At 51.3% G+C, this 18931-nt stretch carries 18 protein-coding genes; 6 read left to right on the top strand and 12 right to left on the bottom strand.

Annotated features, from left to right (window positions below; translation table 11 throughout):
- Positions 1–206: 206 nt before the first annotated feature.
- Entirely contained in the window at positions 207–1121 is a 915-nt protein-coding gene (locus DW677_RS13890) for an AEC family transporter (protein WP_117567608.1), read from the top strand.
- Here the strand turns inward: DW677_RS13890 and DW677_RS13885 are convergent.
- Entirely contained in the window at positions 1111–1785 is a 675-nt protein-coding gene (locus DW677_RS13885; RefSeq protein ID WP_117567607.1) for a TetR/AcrR family transcriptional regulator, read from the bottom strand. The two genes, DW677_RS13890 and DW677_RS13885, sit on opposite strands and share 11 nt — an antisense overlap.
- Before the next feature lie 321 nt (positions 1786–2106).
- Here DW677_RS13885 and DW677_RS13880 point away from each other — a divergent pair, with 321 nt between their 5' ends.
- Positions 2107–3216, top strand: coding sequence for an aldo/keto reductase (locus tag DW677_RS13880; RefSeq protein WP_117567614.1), 1110 nt, complete (start codon positions 2107–2109; stop codon positions 3214–3216).
- Between the two features lie 21 nt (positions 3217–3237).
- Positions 3238–3768, top strand: a complete 531-nt coding sequence (locus DW677_RS13875; RefSeq protein ID WP_015554089.1) for a DUF3877 family protein — start codon at positions 3238–3240, stop codon at positions 3766–3768.
- A 220-nt stretch (positions 3769–3988) separates the two neighbouring features.
- Here DW677_RS13875 and DW677_RS13870 read toward each other — a convergent pair whose 3' ends face one another.
- From DW677_RS13870 to DW677_RS13860, 3 genes are all read right to left on the bottom strand, one after another.
- On the bottom strand, positions 3989–4957 hold the full coding sequence (locus DW677_RS13870) for an L-lactate dehydrogenase (RefSeq protein WP_117567606.1): 969 nt from the start codon (positions 4955–4957) through the stop codon (positions 3989–3991).
- Between the two features lie 286 nt (positions 4958–5243).
- Positions 5244–6740 (bottom strand): hypothetical protein, encoded by a 1497-nt coding sequence (locus DW677_RS13865; protein ID WP_117567605.1) that lies wholly within the window; start codon positions 6738–6740, stop codon positions 5244–5246.
- Positions 6737–7579, bottom strand: coding sequence for an RNA methyltransferase (locus DW677_RS13860; RefSeq protein ID WP_117567604.1), 843 nt, complete (start codon positions 7577–7579; stop codon positions 6737–6739). The genes DW677_RS13865 and DW677_RS13860 overlap by 4 nt, the downstream gene beginning before the upstream one ends.
- A gap of 182 nt (positions 7580–7761) precedes the next feature.
- On the opposite strand from DW677_RS13860, the gene DW677_RS13855 reads away from it, so the two are divergent.
- Positions 7762–9132, top strand: coding sequence for an MATE family efflux transporter (locus tag DW677_RS13855; RefSeq protein WP_015554093.1), 1371 nt, complete (start codon positions 7762–7764; stop codon positions 9130–9132).
- Here DW677_RS13855 and DW677_RS13850 read toward each other — a convergent pair.
- The 8 genes from DW677_RS13850 to DW677_RS13815 all read right to left on the bottom strand — a co-directional run bounded on the left by DW677_RS13850 (position 9129) and on the right by DW677_RS13815 (position 16843).
- Positions 9129–9485 (bottom strand): cupin domain-containing protein, encoded by a 357-nt coding sequence (locus tag DW677_RS13850; RefSeq protein WP_117469330.1) that lies wholly within the window; start codon positions 9483–9485, stop codon positions 9129–9131. The genes DW677_RS13855 and DW677_RS13850 overlap by 4 nt on opposite strands.
- A 129-nt stretch (positions 9486–9614) precedes the next feature.
- The gene (gene aroF / locus DW677_RS13845) at positions 9615–10625 is read right to left on the bottom strand and encodes a 3-deoxy-7-phosphoheptulonate synthase (RefSeq protein ID WP_117567603.1); all 1011 of its coding nucleotides are present in this window, start codon (positions 10623–10625) and stop codon (positions 9615–9617) included.
- Between the two features lie 476 nt (positions 10626–11101).
- Entirely contained in the window at positions 11102–11704 is a 603-nt protein-coding gene (locus tag DW677_RS13840; RefSeq protein ID WP_117504696.1) for a cytidylate kinase-like family protein, read from the bottom strand.
- A 315-nt stretch (positions 11705–12019) separates the two neighbouring features.
- The gene (locus tag DW677_RS13835; RefSeq protein ID WP_117567602.1) at positions 12020–12730 is read right to left on the bottom strand and encodes an ABC transporter ATP-binding protein; all 711 of its coding nucleotides are present in this window, start codon (positions 12728–12730) and stop codon (positions 12020–12022) included.
- 13 nt (positions 12731–12743) lie between these two features.
- Positions 12744–13505 carry an ABC transporter ATP-binding protein gene (locus DW677_RS13830; protein ID WP_181968366.1) on the bottom strand — a complete coding sequence of 254 codons (762 nt, stop codon included), beginning with the start codon at positions 13503–13505 and terminating at the stop codon, positions 12744–12746.
- Between the two features lies 1 nt (position 13506).
- Positions 13507–14583 (bottom strand): branched-chain amino acid ABC transporter permease, encoded by a 1077-nt coding sequence (locus tag DW677_RS13825; RefSeq protein ID WP_117567601.1) that lies wholly within the window; start codon positions 14581–14583, stop codon positions 13507–13509.
- A 9-nt stretch (positions 14584–14592) separates the two neighbouring features.
- Positions 14593–15477, bottom strand: coding sequence for a branched-chain amino acid ABC transporter permease (locus DW677_RS13820; protein WP_021904194.1), 885 nt, complete (start codon positions 15475–15477; stop codon positions 14593–14595).
- Positions 15478–15625: 148 nt separating this feature from the next.
- The gene (locus tag DW677_RS13815) at positions 15626–16843 is read right to left on the bottom strand and encodes an ABC transporter substrate-binding protein (protein WP_117567600.1); all 1218 of its coding nucleotides are present in this window, start codon (positions 16841–16843) and stop codon (positions 15626–15628) included.
- Positions 16844–17152: 309 nt separating this feature from the next.
- On the opposite strand from DW677_RS13815, the gene DW677_RS13810 reads away from it, so the two are divergent.
- Entirely contained in the window at positions 17153–18055 is a 903-nt protein-coding gene (locus DW677_RS13810; protein ID WP_015554102.1) for a LysR family transcriptional regulator, read from the top strand.
- A gap of 211 nt (positions 18056–18266) precedes the next feature.
- Positions 18267–18908, top strand: a complete 642-nt coding sequence (locus tag DW677_RS13800) for a vitamin B12 dependent-methionine synthase activation domain-containing protein (RefSeq protein ID WP_117504687.1) — start codon at positions 18267–18269, stop codon at positions 18906–18908.
- Positions 18909–18931 lie beyond the last annotated feature (23 nt).

Below are 18931 nucleotides of genomic sequence, written 5' to 3'. Positions count from 1 at the left end.
CACGGGTAGGAATTTTCTGAACTGAAAATTCCGTACAATACAGTGGTAGTAGTGGATTTTGCCGATTTGGAATGCGAAGCATCGGCAAAATCAGTTACTGTTTGCGCAAGGCGTGAACAGTAACATAGATTGGTGAAAGTGAAGAGATTGACAAAATCGGAGGGGAAGCAGTACAATAACGCCAGTTTGTAATAAAGGAGTACGTGATGGATTTTACAAGTTTGTTTAATATGCAGGGAATGATGTTCTGCATCCTTGCGCTGGGATGGTATCTCAGGAAGAGCGGGATGATCGATAAGAGCGGGAAGGCGCTGCTCAGCAGTCTCGTGATGAATGTGACGCTTCCCGCGAGCATCGTGAAGTCGTTCCAGATGGAGTTCAGCGCGGATATTCTGAAGCTGACGCTGGAAGTGATCGTGATCTCGTTTTTGATCCAGATCTTTTCGAATCTTTTAAGCCGTGTGCTGTATCCGGGCTGGAGTGAGGAGAGCAAAAAGGTTTTGCAGTACGCGACGATCGTCTCAAATGCTGGCATCCTCGGAAACGCCATCGCTGAGGGAATCTTCGGAGATCTGGGAATCATGTATGCGGCGGTCTACACGATCCCGACGAGAATCTTTATGTGGTCGGTGGGGCTCACTTATTTTACGGAGGCGCCGACGAAGAAAGAGCTTTTAAAGAAGGTCGTGACACATCCGTGCATCATCGGAATCTTTACCGGCATGGTACTTCTGGTATCCCAGTTCCAGCTTCCCGGATTTGTAAACCAGACAGTCCGGACGATCGCCGGGGCGAATACGTTCTGCGCGATGCTTCTGATCGGGTGTACGCTCGCGGAAATCCCGTTTAAAGAGGTGTTCACGAAAGAAGTTTATTACTACACGTTTATCAGGCTGTTCCTGATTCCTGTCATCGTTCTGGCGGGCTGCCGCCTGTTTCACATTGATCAGCTGATCACAGCGGTCTGTGTGATCCTGTCCGCGATGCCGGCAGCGAGCACGAGCGTCGTTCTCGCAGTCAAATATGGAAAAGACGACCGCCTTGCAACGAAGATCGTTGTCTTTTCGACGGTCGTCTCACTGATCACACTTCCGGTCTGGTGCTATATTCTTACGGTATGACGCAGAAATTTTCTCCGGCAGGACCGGAGAGATAGTACCAGAGGTTCATTCGGATAAATTCATACATGTTGAGCCGGAAATCACGTTTTTTATATGGGATTCCGGCTATTTTCATAGCCTCCAGCATAACCGGATTGGAGTGGCAGCTTCCACATAGACCGGCAGCATGGTACAGGACAGATAGGAAGACTTCACTGGCATCATGGGAGCTAAGGCCGAGACGGACTTCCATGAGCCTGACAAAGGTATCCCGGCGTGCATGGTAGCTTGTTTTGAAGCTGGCAAGGCGGCATGCAGTGACATGGACCTCGATGATCGTACAGAGGATATCGCTGTAGCGGAGGTAGTCACGGTGCGCGTTCAGGACATCTGCCCAGGCAGCAGCCCATTGATTGGGGGTAAATGGTTTCTCATTGGGAAATGCTGCGAACAGATCGTCAAAATAGGACTGCATTTTATCGGAGCAGATCTCAAGATAGATCTCTTCCTTCGTCGTTACATATTTGTAGAGGTTTGCCCGCGTCCAGGACAGCTTTCCGGCAATGGTGGAGAGGGTGATCTCCTGATAGGGGACAGAGCAGAAGAGCTCGTCCGCCGCGACCTTGATCTCGGCCATTCTGGCCTGTTTCTGTTCTTCACTTCGCGCTCGCACGAAATCTGTCATGAAATCACCTCCTGAGTGTCTGATGTAGTTCTCGCTGATCGATAAGATCCGGTCGGCTTGTAGGAATCGAGAAGTTAGTTTAAACTGACCGAAGACATTATGCTATCATCATTATAATTGATTTTCATTCGCTTGACAAGGGAGTGGGCGTATGCTATCATCAAAATAAGTTACAAGATGTTACTTAACGCAGCGGCGGGCGTTGCCGGACCGTGAAAAGTGGACGACGGATCAGCCGGAGAAAAGGCAGGAGTATGATTGGGACGCAGCGGTGAAGACATTCACCGCCCGTGCCGGATCTATTCAGAAAAGGAGAGCAGCATGGATAAGATTAAAAAGAATTTTGGTTTCGGATGTATGCGTTTCCCTATGATCGGGGAAGAGATCGATGAGGCGCAGGTTTCCCAGATGGTGGATTATTTTCTGGATCAGGGCTTCAACTACTTTGATACGGCTCACGGCTACATCGGTGAGAGAAGTGAGCTTGCGGTCAAAAACTGCCTGACGAGCCGTTATCCGAGGGAGAGCTACATTCTTACAAATAAGCTGACGGCCGCTTATTTTGAGAAGGAAGAGGATATCCGCCCGTTTTTTGAGTCACAGCTGGAGCGCTGCGGTGTGGACTATTTTGATTTCTATCTGATGCATGCCCAGGGAATGGGAAACTATCCGAAGTTTAAGGAGTGCCATGCGTATGAGACGGCTTTAACCTTTAAGGAAGAGGGGAAGATCCGCCACTTTGGAATTTCTTTCCATGACCGCGCGGAGGTCCTTGAGCAGATCTTAACGGAGTATCCGCAGATCGAAGTCGTCCAGATCCAGTTTAACTATGCGGACTTCGATGATCCGGCAGTTCAGGCCGGGAAATGCTATGAGATCTGCAGAAAGCATGGAAAACAGGTGATCGTTATGGAACCGGTCCGCGGCGGAAGTCTTGCAAATCTTCCGGATGATGCGAAGGCGGTCTTTGAGGAGCTTCACGGCGGCAGTCCGGCTACCTACGCGATCCGTTACGCGGCGGGATTTCCGGGTATCATGATGGTCCTTTCTGGAATGAGCAGTCTGGAGCAGATGAAGGAAAATGTGAGTTTCATGAAAGACTTCAGGCCCCTTGACGAGAGGGAGATGAAGGCGGTCGAGAAGGTGCGCGAGATCTTCCGCGGAAAGAACCTGATCCCGTGTACTGGATGCCGCTATTGTGTCGACGGATGTCCGAGGAAGATTTCAATCCCGGATCTGTTTGCGTGCATGAACGCGAAGAAGATCTACCAGAATACAAATTCAAATGTCTATTATGGGGTCCATACACGGAACAACGGAAAAGCGTCGGATTGTATCAAGTGCGGAAAGTGCGAGAAGGTATGTCCGCAGCATCTTGAGATTCGCAAGCTGCTCTGTGATGTTGCGGATGTATTTGATGTGAAGGCGTAAAAAGAAGGAGAATGGGACAGGATGGGATTTCGCAGACTGGAAGAGAATCTGATCGATCTGGTGAAGGAGCAGCAGGCGAAGCTGGGATTCCGGCCGGAAGTGATACGGCTTTATTATCCGGTGTCCACGCTGAACCACTTTTTCGGGAGTGAGGATACGGCGGAGGAGATGAAGGTGCGTCTGAACGGTTTTGGGGCGCATATGAAGGGGACATTGGGAGAAGTCCGCGTGACGGCGAAGGGAGAACGGTTCTGTTTTCTGATTCCGGAGACCGGAAGTGTCTATGTGCATGAGCAGATGAAAGGGCGGGAATTTATTCAGGATCTGGTGGATCTTGTCGGGACGCATGGATGCAGTCTTGAGGAGATCAGAGAACTCTTCCGTCAGTGGTCCGCAAAGCCGGTGTTTGAGAAGATCGAAGATGGAGATTTCGACTGGGTCTTCTACTTTGCGGATGGGATTCCGGACCGGTATTATTACTGCTTTAAGGACGAGGGCTGTCATCTGATCTACCACCGGTTTTTGCCGGAGGATTACGCGGAATTACAGTAGATGTAAAAAAAGCTCGCGACAGCCTGCATTTTCGCGCGTGTGCATATCATTGGCGCCGGAGATTTCTCCGGCGCCTTGTTTGCGCGAACAACGAGCCAAAGTCCGCGCTTGCGCGAGACCTTGGCGACTGTTGCGATAACAAGGGGAAACTCGCGAAGCGTGTTTTCCCTTGTCTTAGGTTAAAAATCTGCCTTTGCTGCACCAGGCAGATAATATAAGGTTAGTTGGTGGCTGCAGAGAGATCAAGCTCTGCAGCTATTTTTTTCAGGGTCTCGGCGGATTCCCGGAGTTTTTCTGCTTCATCTGCGTCAAGTGAGATCGGAACGTGGGTCTCGATCCCGTTGAGTCCTACGATCGCCGGCATGCTGAGGGAGATGCCGCTGATCCCGTATTCTCCATGCATCATGGAGGAGATCGGGAGAATGGAGCGTTCGTTTCGGATAATGCATTCGCAGATCCGTTTGACACTCATGGCGATTCCGTAGTAGGTGGCCTGTTTTTTGGAGATAATGTCGTAGGCGCTGTTTTTTACCTCTTCGGCGATGCGGTCCATGGCTGCATCATGGTTATAGTGACCGCGCATCTCACAGAAGGTGTTTAGCGGGATTCCGGACACGTTGGTGCTGCTCCAGGCGGCGATCTCGCTGTCGCCATGTTCGCCGATGATGAAGGAGTGGACGCTGCGGCTGTCGACACCTAAATGTTCACTTAAGGCATATTTTAAGCGGGCAGTGTCTAAGACCGTGCCGGAACCGATGACACGGTTTTCAGGGAAGCCGGAGAGCTTCAGGGCCGTGTAGGTCAGGATGTCTACCGGGTTGGAGACGATGAGGAGAATGCCCTGAAAGTCCCGTCTGGAGATCTCCGGAATGATGCTTTTATAAATGGCTACGTTTTTATGGACGAGATCCAATCTTGTTTCGCCTGGTTTCTGATTGGCACCGGCGGTGATGATAATGATGGCGGAGTCGGCGATGTCATCGTAGGTTCCGGCATAGATCTTCATCTGACCGGCGAAGGGGATCCCGTGGGCGATATCCTTTGCCTCGCCGTCGGCTTTTGCTTCGTTGGCGTCTAAAAGGACGAGCTCGGAGAAAAGGCGGCTCTGCATAAGAGTGAAGGCAGTGGCGGAGCCAACGAAGCCGCAGCCGATGATCGCTGCTTTTCTTGGGTTGATGGTCTGAGTCATATGGGGTACCTCCTGTATTTGCAAAATGGTGTTGGTTTGGTAGCTGTTCAGTAGGTCTGCGCACTCGCTGCGCTGACCGTAATAAAACACAGGCTTGAAGGCAAAAATCCCATCGGCGAAGCCGATTTGGAATGGATTTTTGCATGTAACTGTGAGGCACTGAACAGTTACTTGGTTTGCTATGCGATGGGCTTAGTATAGCATAACCAAAATATAATGTATGTTGTGTATACAACGAAAATGGAAGAAATTGTTAAAAAAATAACAGAAGGTCAAAGTTTAAAATTTACTCGTTGTAGGAACCGGTCGTGATCGTATATTTGCCAGTACCCTGCACAAATACAGTGCCGTCTGTGCCGGCGATCGTCACGCTTTTGCCGTCAGCCCCTGTGATGGAGCCGTTACAGGTGAGGGAGGTGACAGTGCTGTTTCCGGTTACGGTCCAGGCGGAGAGGGCGTCTATGGTGACGTCGCAGGTTCCGTCTCCGCCGTCACCGGCGTTTGTCTCGTCCTGAAGGATGGCGCCTGTTAAGATGGTGCCGTTTGTGAGCTTCAGATCGAGATTACTGATGCTATCCCAGAGGATATCGCCGCTCATTTCCTGAGAATCTGCGGTAAAGGTGCAGTCAGCACCATTTTTTCCGGACTGACCCCAGCCGCGTTTGTTGGCATTTCCGGTGCATTTTAAGAAAAAGTTATTGGACGGGGAGTAGGTGATGTCCACATTCTTAAGATAGAAGGAACTCTCCGTGTTTGTCGTATAAAAGAGGCCGCCGTTTAAGGAGGTTAGGCTACCACCGTCCATGGAAAATTTGCTTTCGCCGACTTCTGAGTCACCGGACATGCTCTGATAGAGGATGACGGTCCAGTCGCAGTCATTCTGTTCATTTTCCGGAATGTTTCCGGAGAGAGAGCAGTTTGTGAGAGAAAGGGAGTTCAGACCCTCGATGCAGACAGCCTCAGAGTTTTCAGCAGTGAGCGCCGCGTTGTTGACGGTAATGTCGGCAGTACAGTAGACTGCCGGGGAGCCGGTTCCCCTGGAGGTGTAGGTTCCGCCGGTTACCGTCATGGTACCGCCGCCGCGGTCGCTCCGGATCGCTGCGGAGGATTCACCGTTTGTCTCAACGGTGAGGTTGGTGGCAGTGAGTGTGCCGCCGCCTGCCACATGGATACCGCCGGAGGTATCCTGTTTTGTGGTGATCGTGGTGTCGGATACGGCGACATTGCCGTCGCCGTAGCTGAAGACACCTGCACCGCCTTTTGCATCGGTGGTGATGGTGCCGCCGGTCAGTGTCAGGCTGCCGTTGGTGGCAAGTGCCGCGGCACCGGTTCCGTAAAAGCTGGAATCATCGCCTCCGGTGCTGTCAGCGGAATTGCGGTCGATCGTGAAATTTTTTAAGGTGATGTTCGCACCTTCGGTGACGAGAACTGCGCTCTCATCGGTTCCTGTGGAGGTGTAGGTCTTTCCGTCCTCCTCAGTATCGGTGGAGTAGCTTGAGACTGCCGTATAGGATGTCGGAGCAGCGTTCTGTCCACCCGGACCTCCGTTTCCGTCGTCCGGCGGTGCCTGTTTTCCATCCGGACTTCCCTGAGCCCCATCCGGCGGATTTCCGGGTTTATCGGAGTTTTTGTCTTGAACGCCGTCCGGTTTGTCAGCCGGAGCGGAGTCGGACGTTTCGGTCACCTGCGCGGTGCCAGCGGTGGAGTCAGTGGCTTTTTGACCGCATCCTCCGACCATAAGAGTACCTGCAAGAGCTATGCAGAATAATGCCTGTTTTTTCATGATATCAGATCCTTTCTGTTTTTCGTCAGTTCCCAAAATGCCACCGCGCTGGCTGCCGCCACATTCAGCGAATCAACCCCATGGGCCATCGGGATCATGACCGTATGATCGCACCCGCCGATGGTTGCGGAGGCGAGGCCGTCCCCTTCTGTTCCTAAGATCACGGCAAGTTTTTCGGCAGCCAGAAGCTTTGGATCATCAATGGAAACGGAATCTTCCTTCAGCGCCATGGCAGCCGTCTGAAATCCCAAAGATCGGAGGGTTTCAAGTCCGCCGCAGGAGAGATCCGCGTTTTTCGGAAAACAGGTCCACGGAATCTGGAAGACAGTTCCCATGCTGACTCTGGCAGCTCTCCGGTAGAGGGGATCGCTGCAGCCGGAGGTCAGGAGCACCGCGTCCATTCCAAGGGCCGCGGCGGAGCGGAAGATCGCCCCGATATTTGTGGGGTTCATGACATTCTCGAGGACAACGATCCGGTGTTTTCCCTCACAGATCTCCGCCACAGACGGCATGATCTTTCGCTTCATGGCGCAGAGCAGGCCGCGGGTTAAGGCAAAGCCGGTGAGATTTATCAGGAGATCGAATTTTGCGGTGTACACAGGAAGCTCCGGGTAAGCAAAAAAGAGCTTCGGGATCAGGCCGTCGGCCTGTTTTTCTTCGATGAGGACAGCGAGCGGTTCATACCCGGCATTGAGGGCGCGTTCGATCACATTTGGGCTTTCTGCGATGAAGATCCCCGGTTTTGGTTCATTGATATGGAAAAGCTGGGACTCGGAATATCTGGAAAAAAGATCGAGTTCCGGCGCTGTGAGATCAGTGATTTTTTTGATCTGCGGCATAAGAAAAGTCTCCTTTGGTTTTCATAAGATCAGAGACCGTTCCGTCACTTGACATCCCCGATCATACATGATACGATTATTTTAGTTACAATGTGTCACTTAAACGACAAAAGTCCGTACTATGCGGACAATACCTGAAGCGTGTGAAGGACGAATGATCTGATACTGAGGGAGGAAATGGCATGGGATTAGTCCGGAAAAGGGCAGGAGCCGGTAGTGGGAAGAAGGATGGGAATCTGACAGAAGGTCCGATCGGACGAGGACTTTTCAGGTTTATGATCCCAATCTTTTTAGGACAGCTTTTACAGCAGCTTTATAATATGGCGGATGCCTGGGTCGTCGGAAATTTCGCGAGCAATGATGCCTTCGCGGCGGTGAGCTTATCATCAAATGTGAATATGTCGGTGATCACGTTTTTTGCCGGGATCGCTGTGGGCGGCGGTGTCGTGATCTCGAAATACTTCGGGGCACAGGATGAGGAAAAATTACGGTGCGCGGTGCACACAAACTTTCTTCTGGGAATCGTGTTCTCGGTTTTCGCGACGCTCATCGGTTTGTTTTTTGTTCCGATCCTTCTCGGCTGGCTCAACACGCCGGACAGCGTGATGGTGGAGGCGAGACTGTACTTCGGAATCTATTTTGCCGGTGTCTCCACCGTCATCATGTACAATATCTGCATGAACATCATGAGGGCAGTGGGGGACAGTGTCCATCCCCTGTATTATCTGATCTTTTCTTCTATAGTGAATATGATCCTGGATCTGATCTTTGTGGCGGGATTTCAGTGGAGTGCCGCAGGCGCTGCTGTTGCCACGGTGATCGCCCAGGGATTGAGTGTTTTATTATGCATGATCCGCATGGTGAAGGATGGAGGGGCTGCGACGATCCATTTTAAGGAGCTTCGCTTCAACGGTTCCATGATCCGTCAGGTGATCACACAGGGACTTCCGACGGGACTCCAGAACTCCGTGATCAGTGTCGGAAATCTTGTGGTCCAGTCAAATATCAATACCTTCGGAGCTTTTGCAATCTCCGGACAGGGGGCCTTCGCGAAGCTTGAGGGGATTGCCTTTCTTCCGATCATGAGCATGTCCATGGCGCTGACAACCTTTGTGAGCCAGAATCTCGGTGCCGGGAAAGCGGACCGCGCGAAGAAAGGTTCCGTGATGGGTGTGGCGTTCGGAATGGCGATGGCGGAGCTTGTAGGGATCTGTCTTTTTATCTGGGTTCCGATCCTGCTTCGGATCTTTGTGGATGTGCCGGAAGCGATCGAATTCGGAACGATCCACGGAAGAACGGTTGCCTTGTTTTTCTTTCTGCTGGCGTTTTCCAACTGCGCGACGGGAGTACTCCGCGGCGTGGGAAAATCCATTGTCCCGATGTTTACGATGCTGATCTGCTGGTGCGGTATCCGCGTGCTCTACGTGACGATCGCGATCCGGATCATTCCCGTCTTCCGGACGATCTCCTCAGCGTACCCGCTGACGTGGACGCTGAGTTCGATCATCTTTATCGTGTTCCTGCTTCGAATGGACTGGGACGCGCGGGTTTAGATCTCTTTTCCACGCTCATTGATCACAAGTGCCATGATCTCAAGCGGCTCATCAAAAGGATTTTTGATCGCGTGGCTCTGGCCAACCTCGATGACACAGACATCGCCCGGGTGGATCTCGGTCTCGGTGTGATCGTTGTCCTCAAAGATTCCCTTTCCCTTGAGAACGTAGTACGGCTCGGTGTTTTCCACATGCTGGTGGAATCCGATGCTGGCGTGGGCCGGGATGATCACGTGGGCGTACATGGACGCGTGACCCATGAGCTCATCCTTGTTTAAGATATGACGGATCTCGATCGTTCCGTCGCCTCCGCGCAGATTTGGAACAAAAGCAGTTTCAGTGTTTCTGACCATCGTGTGAACCTCCATGAATCTTAATAGTCTGCAACCGTCCGGCAGGCCGGCGCATTTCCAGCGCCGACCTGCCGTTTCATTGCGGTGTGATTTAAATATTATACTGCATATTCAGGAAAAGAACAACGATTAACCGAGAGAGTGGAAGAAATCCGCAGCTTTATCGACTTTTTTCATCAGATGGTCGAACATTTCCGGCGTCAGGGACTGGGCACCGTCGCAGAGGGCTTTCTCCGGGTTATTGTGGACCTCGATCATGAGACCGTCGGCTCCGGCTGCGATAGCTGCCATGGCAAGGGGCTCCACCATGAAGCGGATGCCTGCCGCATGGCTCGGGTCGACGATGACCGGAAGATGGGTCTTTTTCTTTAACATCGGGATCGCGGAGATATCCAGCGTATTTCTGTAGGAAGTCTCAAAGGTGCGGATGCCGCGCTCGCAGAGGATCACCTTCTCATTTCCACCTGCCATGATGTACTCCGCACTCATCAGAAGCTCGTCTAAGGTGTTTGCAAGACCGCGTTTTAAGAGGATTGGCTTGTCGATCTTTCCAAGGACTTTCAAAAGCTCGAAGTTCTGCATGTTTCTTGCGCCGACCTGTATGATGTCAACGTCGTCAAAGAGCGGAAGATGCTCCGCGCTCATGATCTCTGTGACTACCGGGAGACCGGTGGCTTTCTTTGCCTCTAAGAGAAGGTCAAGACCCTGCTCGTGAAGACCCTGGAACGCGTACGGGGAAGTTCTCGGCTTGAAGGCACCGCCGCGGAGGAAGGCTGCGCCGGAACGCTTTACGTCCGAAGCGACCTCTGTGATCTGTTCCTTTGTCTCGATGGAGCAGGGACCTGCGATGACCTGAAAGTTTCCGCCGCCGATCTTTCTGCCGCAGACATCAATGACCGTGTCCTCTGGGTGCATGGAGCGGTTTGCCTTCTTATACGGCTCACGGATCCTGCGGACATCCTCAACGACGTCGTTGGCCTTTAACCAGTCTTCATGGATCTGGCTTGTGTCACCGATGAGACCGATGAGGGAGGCCTCGGTTCCTTCGGAGAGATGGAGCTTAAATCCCTGATTGACAAGCTCTGTCTTTAAATTCTCTACTTTCTCTTTGTTGGCATTTCTCTTTAAAATAATGATCATAATCTTATTCTCCTTTATATGACAAGTTCAGGTTTGGTTTGCTTTATAAAAACGCTCTGGAAAATGGACATTCCTGTATTCGGCTGGTACCGTAGCCGAAAAACAGGAACTGCTTTATGCATACGTTTGTGGGTATCCGGAAACAAAAAAGCCGGTGTCTGCTGCAATCGCAAACACCGGCTCCGCATTTTCTTTTACGTTTCCTGAGGTCCTAAAAACCTTCAGTCGGAGAGGGGTGTTTTTTGCAGCAGAAACAGTCCGCGCAGTAATAATAGCCCGGAAAATAATAAAAAGAATAGGATGTAAAAAGATTCATCATCTGGTTCTTCATATCTGCTGTTCTCCTCTCTGAAGATTACCGCCGGATTCATTCTCTCCGGCTGCTGAAGCTATCATAGCGCTGTCGGGCGGATTTGTCAACAGAAAAATTCAATAAGTTGAAGTTTTACGCTTTTATGCAATAAAGAGAATTCCTGCTATTCCAAAGTGACTGAATTCGCAATGATCTCCACACACCGCTCGATCCCGAGTGTACCGCTGTTTAAGCAGAGGTCATAGTTTTTCGGTTTGCCCCACTCATTTCCGCTGTAATACTGGTAGTAATCCCGTCGCTTCGCGTCCACGGCGCGGATGCGGCTCTCGAGTTTCTTTATATCTTCAGGCTCCTTTTCAAGCCTCTGGATCCGCTCCACACGCTTTTTGAAGCTGGAGCAGATAAAGATGCGGAAAGCGTCCTCGACGATCACATCGGAGCATCTGCCGATGATCACACAGGGACCGTTTGCGGCAAGGCGCTGGATGATCTTCGACTGGATCACGAAGAGCTGGTCGGAGACCGGGACTTCGTATACAGGTGAGAAAGGATCCACAGTGGCATAATCATCGTAGTTGATCCGTTTCTGACCGGCGATCACTTCATCGTTCGCATGAAAAAGATCTTCCGAGATATTGCTGTCCTCGGCCGCCATGGCGATGAGTTCTTTATCGTAAAAAGGAATGCCGAGTTTTTTTGCGAGACGAAGACCGACCTCGCGGCCTCCGCTGCCGAGCTCGCGGCTGACTGTAATGACTTTGCTCATAATATCTTCCTCCCCTGTACATGATTTTTCTTCTTTTTTCTGCACAGTTTCAGTGCTGTCTGCTAAGAGTATACCATAAAATCCGTCAAAACGTTACATAATTTTCATGGATTCGCATATTTGTAAAAAAAATGTTACTTTTCATGGGTAGGAATTTTCTGAACTGAAAATTCCGTATGATACCGTTATGACCGCGGATTTTGCCGATTCGGAATGCGAAGCATCGGCAAAATCCTGTTACAGTGCGCGGGCATGGAGTGCCCGTGTACTGTAACAAAAATACGGTCTGTGCCAGGCACAGACCGTAACTTCTGATTATTCACTCAAATAAGCCTTTTTAACCTTATCATCATTCATGAGCTGCTTCGCGTCGCCGCTCAAAACGATCTTACCGGTCTCCAGTACATACGCCTGATTCGCGATGGAGAGCGCTTTTTTCGCGTTCTGCTCGACTAAGAGAACCGTCACGCCGTCGCGGTTGATGCTCTGGATGATGTCGAAGACTTCATTTACATAGATCGGGGACAGCCCCATGGACGGCTCGTCGAGAACGATGAGCTTCGGATGGCTCATGAGGGCGCGTCCCATGGCGAGCATCTGCTGCTCACCGCCGGAGAGAGTACCGGCCGGCTGGTTCACACGCTCCTTTAAACGCGGGAAACGCTGATAGATCATATTGAGCGTCGTATCCATCTCTGCCTTATCTTTTCTTGTGTAGGCACCGAGCTTCAGATTCTGGAGAACGGTGAGGGTGGAGAAGACGCGGCGTCCCTCCGGAACATGGGCGATTCCCATGCTGACGAGCTTGTAGCCAGGGATCTTTGTGATATCGGTTCCTTCGTACATGATATGTCCGGAACGGGCGCTCAAAAGACCCGTCACGGTGTGCAGTGTTGTCGTCTTTCCGGCACCGTTGGCACCGATCAGAGCGACGATCTCTCCCTGATTTACATCGAAGGAGATTCCTTTCAACGCCTGGATCACGCCGTAGTAGACTTCCAGATCTCTTACTTCTAACATTGCCATGATTGTTCTCCTCCTATTCACCGAGATAAGCTTTGATAACTTCCGGATTGCTTAAGACTTCCTGAGTAGGACCTGTGCAGAGGACCTGACCAAAGTTTAAGACGGTAAGACGCTCACAGATACCGCTGACGAGCTTCATGTCGTGCTCGATTAAGAGGATCGTCATTCCGAAATGGTCGCGGACGAAGCGGATCGTCTCCATCAGCTCCGCGGTCTCATTGGGGTTCATGCCGGCAGCCGGCTCATCGAGAAGAAGAAGCTTCGGCTCCGTCGCAAGGGCGCGGGCGATCTCAAGCTTTCTCTGTTTTCCGTAAGGAAGGTTGGAGGCCTTGAAATCACATTCTCCGTCAAGTCCGAATACCTTTAAGAGTTCCATGGCCTCCTCATCCATCTCTTTTTCCACCTTGTAGTACCGCGGAAGGCGGAGGATTCCCTCAAGAGTGGAGTAGGTGTGGTGGTTGTGGAGTCCGGCCTTTACGTTGTCGAGAACGGAGAGGTCCTTAAAAAGACGGATGTTCTGGAACGTACGGGCGATACCGGCTTTGTTGATGTCGGTAGTGGACTTTCCTGTAAGGTTCTGGCCGTCTAAGAGGATCGTTCCTGTATCCGGCTTGTAAACGCCTGTCAGAAGGTTGAAGATCGTGGTCTTTCCGGCACCGTTCGGTCCGATGAGACCGTAGAGCTGGCCTTTTTCAATGTTGATGGCAAAATTGTTGACAGCCTTTAAGCCTCCGAAGGAGATGCTTAATCCCTTTACATTTAACATGTCTGACATTTTAAGCTTCCTCCTTTCCGGAATGGGCAGCATGCTGCGGTTTTAAGCCGTCGAAGATCCGCTTACGGAGCGTGATGAACTGCGGAGCGGAGTTGAAGAGCATCGCGAGGATCAGGACGATGGCGTAGATCAGCATACGGTAGTTGTTTAAACCTCTTAAAAGCTCCGGGAGCAGGTAGAGGATAACGGTTGAGATCACGGATCCACGGATGCTTCCGATTCCGCCGAGAACCACGTATACAAGGATCATGATGGACATGTTGTAGCCGAAGTTCTTCGGGAGAGCAGTAAGTGTCGTAAGGTTGTGGGCATAGAGAACGCCTGCAACGCCTGCCAGAGCAGCGGAGATGCTGAACGCCAGCAGCTTGTATTTTGTGATGTTGATTCCGATGGACTCAGCGGCGATGCGGTTGTCACGGATGGACATGATCGCGCGGCCGGTTCTGGAATTTACAAGGTTCATGACGATGATCAGTGTGATCAGGACCAGAATGATGCCGATCGTGAAGGTGGCTGCCTGCGGGGTTCCTGTGATCCCCTGAGGACCCTTGATGAGGACCTCGCCGCCATCCTTTAAGCCTAAGGACATGGAGTCCTTGAAGGAGATGTGGAAGCCGTCAGCGTCGCGTCCGAGGAATATGGCGTTTACAAGGTTCTTGATGATCTCGCCGAAGGCAAGAGTCACGATGGCGAGATAGTCACCGCGCAGACGCAGGACCGGAATACCGATCAGAATGCCGAAAACGGCAGCAACGGCAGCGCCGACAAAGATGGCGATCACAAGGCTTACGGTCGGATCGATCGCGCCCTTCATGCACTTGGAGAAGAGGGCGCCGGAGAAGGCGCCGACACACATAAATCCTGCATGTCCGAGGCTCAGCTCACCGAGGATTCCGACGGTCAGGTTTAAGGAAACCGCCATGATCACGTAGATACAGAAAGGAACGAGGAGTCCCTTTAAAAGGCTGGATACATGTCCGGTGCCCATGAGCACTTCCATGATGATCCAGGCAGCAACGACCATGCCGAGCGTGATCATATTGTTGATAAAGAGTTTCTTTTTTGCTGTACTTTTCATGGGAATCACCTACACTTTCTCGTTCAGTTTTTTGCCCAGGATTCCGGTCGGACGTACTAAGAGGACGATGATCAGGACGGAGAATACGATCGCGTCGGAGAGCTGGGAAGAAATATATGCTTTTGACAGGATCTCAATGATTCCCAGAAGGATTCCGCCGATCAACGCGCCGGGGATGGAACCGATTCCGCCGAATACGGCTGCCACGAAGGCCTTGATGCCGGGCATGGATCCTGTGTAAGGAGTCAGGGACGGATAGGCGGAGCAGAGTAAGACACCGGCCACGGCAGCGAGGGCGGAGCCGATCGCGAATGTGAGCGCGATGGTTCCGTTTACGTTTACCCCCATCAGGGTGGCGGCACCGCGGTCTTCCGATACGGCGAGCATGGCCTGTCCGGCCTTCGTCTTGTTGATAAAGGTGGTAAGTCCGATCATGATCACGATACAGGAAACGATCGTCACGAGAGTCTCACCGGTCACTGTGATGGCACCGTCCGCGAACTTCAGAGCCGGGATCGTTACGACAGAGGTAAAGGACTTTGTGTCGGCTCCGAATAAGAGGAGAGCGACGTTCTGTAATAAGTAGCTGACGCCGATAGCCGTGATCAGGACGGACAGCGGAGAAGCGTCACGCAGCGGTTTGTAGGCGACACGCTCAATGACGATACCGAGCACGGTACACACGATGACAGAAAGGAGAACGCTTAAGAAGACCGGCATTCCCATACTGTGTGTCGTGATAAAGACCACGTAGCTTCCGACCATGATGATATCGCCATGGGCGAAGTTTAACATTTTCGCGATTCCATAGACCATGGTGTATCCAAGCGCGATGATCGCGTAGACACTGCCAAGGCTGATTCCATTGATTAAGTAGTTGATAAAACCCGTCATAAATTTTACACCTCGGTATGCTTTCATTAGCTGTGGGCCAGTTTTTCGGGGAACAGTTCAGGCACATCACAACGCAGGGCCGTGAAAGAAACAAGAGGATTGCCGAAGCGACAATCCTCTTAACATGATGCCATTCTTAAATGATCGATTACATCGCCTGATATGCGCCGTCTACGACTTTGACAGCCTTCGGTGCCTTGTGCGGTTCGCCATCCTCTGTCCATGTCATGTCTTCACCGGTAAGACCATTGACTTTGATCTTTAACATAGCCTCTTTCATCTTATCGCAGGTATCGCTTACAGATGTATCCGGTGTGATGTCAGCCTCTTCCATGGCAGCTTTGATCGCGTAGATCGCGTCATATGCGTCAGCAGCGAACTGGATCGGAGTCTCGCCATAGTTCTCTTTGTAAGAAGTTACAAATTTCTGGGTAAGCTCATCCTGAGCGTCAGCAGCAAACGGAGTTAAGAGCATTAAACCTTCAGCAAGCTTTGTATCAAAGTTTTCAACCTGAAGGATACCGTCCATACCGTCGCAGCCGAAGAATTTCGGAGCGTAGCCCATGGTGTCAGCCTGCTTGAGGATCAGGGATGCCTCTGTGTAGTAGATCGGAAGGAATACGAGGTCAGCGCCTGCGTCCTTTGCCTTCTGGAGCTGTGTGGAGAAGTCCTTGTTGGAATCTGCAGTGAATGCCTCGGCGTCCACGATCTCAAGACCCTGGTTTGCAGCCTCAGCAGCGAATTTCTCGTAGATACCGCTGGAGTATACATCGGAGCTGTCGTAGATCACTGCGATCTTTTCCGCAAGCTTGTTCTCAGCAATGTAAGTTGCGGATGCAGCACCCTGATCCGGATCGGAGAAGCATACACGGAACACGTTCGGGTTCTGCGCACACTCAACAGAGGAGCCGGACGGTGTGATCTGGAACATATTGTCAGCATTCGTCTTATCTGCAACAGCTACACACGGAGCGGAGGTTACAGTTCCCATGAGGACCTGCATGCCCCAGTCTTTTAATGTGTTGTAGGCATTGACGGATTTCTCGGCGTCGTGCTCGTCATCCTGGAAATTAAACTCGATCTGGTATCCGTTGATACCGCCGTCAGCGTTGATCTCATCAACAGCGATCTGTGCGCCGTTCTTAACTGCGAGACCATATACAGCAGCCGCGCCTGTGACCGGGCCGATACCGCCGATCTTGAATACTTTGCCGGAAGATGCTTCACTGGAAGCGCCAGCAGCGGCTGTTGTTGCGTCAGCTGCTGCAGCGGCAGTTGTCTCGGTTGTGGAAGATGAGCTTCCGCAGGCAGTTAAAGAAGCCGCCATTGCAAGTGCAAGGCTTAAACTTAAAACTCTTTTTTTCATAATTGATTCCTCCTCTGGAACTTGTTATCATGATAACCGTTCAACGCTCTGTCGAGTTGCAGTGAAGCGGTTAAAGATTATTTTGAATTATAGGGAGTTTGTTTCAAAATGTCAAGCAAATTTATTTTTTAACGAAAAAATTGTTGCAGTTTGGCTCTGCAGCGCACGGACCGCAACGACCAGAGCCGGTGTGCCTTTGCGGAATGGCGGTTCGGATTGACAAAATGACTCACAGTGGATAAAATTTGACATATCAGGAGCCGGGAAGGGAAAACAACAGGCCCGGATCCACCCGAAAGGAGACGTGTTATGACGCTGACGCAGTTAAAGTATGTGATCACCATCGCGGACACCGGTTCCATGAATGAAGCGGCGAAGCTTCTTTTCATATCCCAGCCCAGCCTTTCGTTGGCGCTCAAGGAGCTGGAAAATGAGATCGGGACAGAGCTTTTTAAGAGAAGCAACCGCGGCGTTGTCCTGACACCGGAAGGACAGGAGTTCTTAGGCTACGCGAGACAGGTAACGGAACAGTATAAGCTGATGGAATCCAGATATATTGAGAAAAAGAACGTGAAGAAGAAATTCGGCGTTTCCATGCAGCATTACACCTTCGCGGTAAACGCGTTTATCGAGATGGTAAAGCAGTTCGGTATGGATGAGTACGAGTTCGCGGTCCGGGAAGAGAAGACCTATGAGGTCATTGAGGATGTGAAGACGTTCAGGAGTGAGATCGGGATTCTGTATCTGAACGATTTCAACCGGAAAGTGCTCACAAAGCTTTTCGATGAGTCCGACCTGGAATTCTGCCCGCTTATGGACTGCGGGATCTATGTATATCTCTGGAAAGGCCATCCGTTAGCGAACCAGAAGGAGATCACCATCGAGGAGCTTCAGGAGTATCCGTGTCTTTCCTTTGAACAGGGAAATTACAACTCCTTCTATTTTGCGGAGGAGGTGCTGAGCACCTACAGCTATAAACAGCTGATCAAGGCCAATGACCGGGCAACCTTGTTAAATCTGATGGTAGGCCTTAACGGATATACCCTCTGTTCCGGCATCCTCTGTGATAATTTAAACGGTTCCGATTACTGGGCGGTGAAATTAAAGTCCGACGAGGTCATGACTATCGGATACTTAAAGAGAAAAGGGATCGCCCTGAGCCCGTTGGGACAGAAATATCTGGAGGAGATCCGGAAATTTGAAGGCATGTAGCATGCTGAATGGCAATAAGAAAAAACTATAACCAGACACATGGCGGATATATTGGACGATGGCGGATCGGACGTGATATGCTGATAAAGATCTGTCAGGGAAAGAATATGCGGACAGATCATAGGAAGAGAAATAGTTTAACCTCTGGTTATGGGAAGCTTAACTGCCGGTTATACGATCTATTATAATAAGGAAGGAACTCGTTCAAATCATGCAGACGGACAGAAAAGAAGCGCTCCGATATCTGGGGCTTGGAAAACATGAACCGGATCCGGAGACGGAACGGCTTTTGGAGGAATGCATCCGGGAAGCAGAACGCGCGGCGGAGTTCAGACACCTCGTGCGGGAGTATCCGCTCTCTGTGGAAGAGGACGGAACCATCGATGGCGGCTGCTTCCGGGTAAAGAGCGCAAACTTAAAAAAGAACCTGTCCGGCTGTGAGTCTGTGCTTGTGATGGCGGCCACCGTGGGGGCGGAGGTAGACAGACTTCTCGCCCGGTACGGAAAGCTTTCGGTCGCAAAAGCAGTGGTCATGCAGGCAGCGGCGGCAGCGATGGTGGAGGCTTACTGCAATGAGCTGAATGCCGGGTGGAAAAAGGAATATCTGGAAAAAGGTCTTTATCTGAGACCAAGATTTTCACCGGGTTACGGGGATTTCCCATTATCGGTCCAGAAACAGATCCTTGACGGACTGGAGGCAGGAAAGAGGATCGGGATCACACTGACAGAGGGATTTCTGATGCTGCCTTCGAAATCGGTGACAGCGGTGATCGGGGTGAGCCGGACACCGGCAGCCTGTGTGATCGAGGGGTGCGAGGCGTGCGGAAAGAAAGACTGCGCCTTCAGAAGATAAGTTGAAGAAGATAGGAGAGAGCC

The sequence above is a fragment of the Clostridium sp. AM25-23AC genome (genome assembly GCF_003435125.1).
Taxonomy (GTDB): domain Bacteria; phylum Bacillota; class Clostridia; order Lachnospirales; family Lachnospiraceae; genus Pilosibacter; species Pilosibacter fragilis.
The sequence above is the reverse complement of the archived record's forward strand: the minus strand, read 5'-3'. Positions and strand labels throughout refer to the sequence as shown.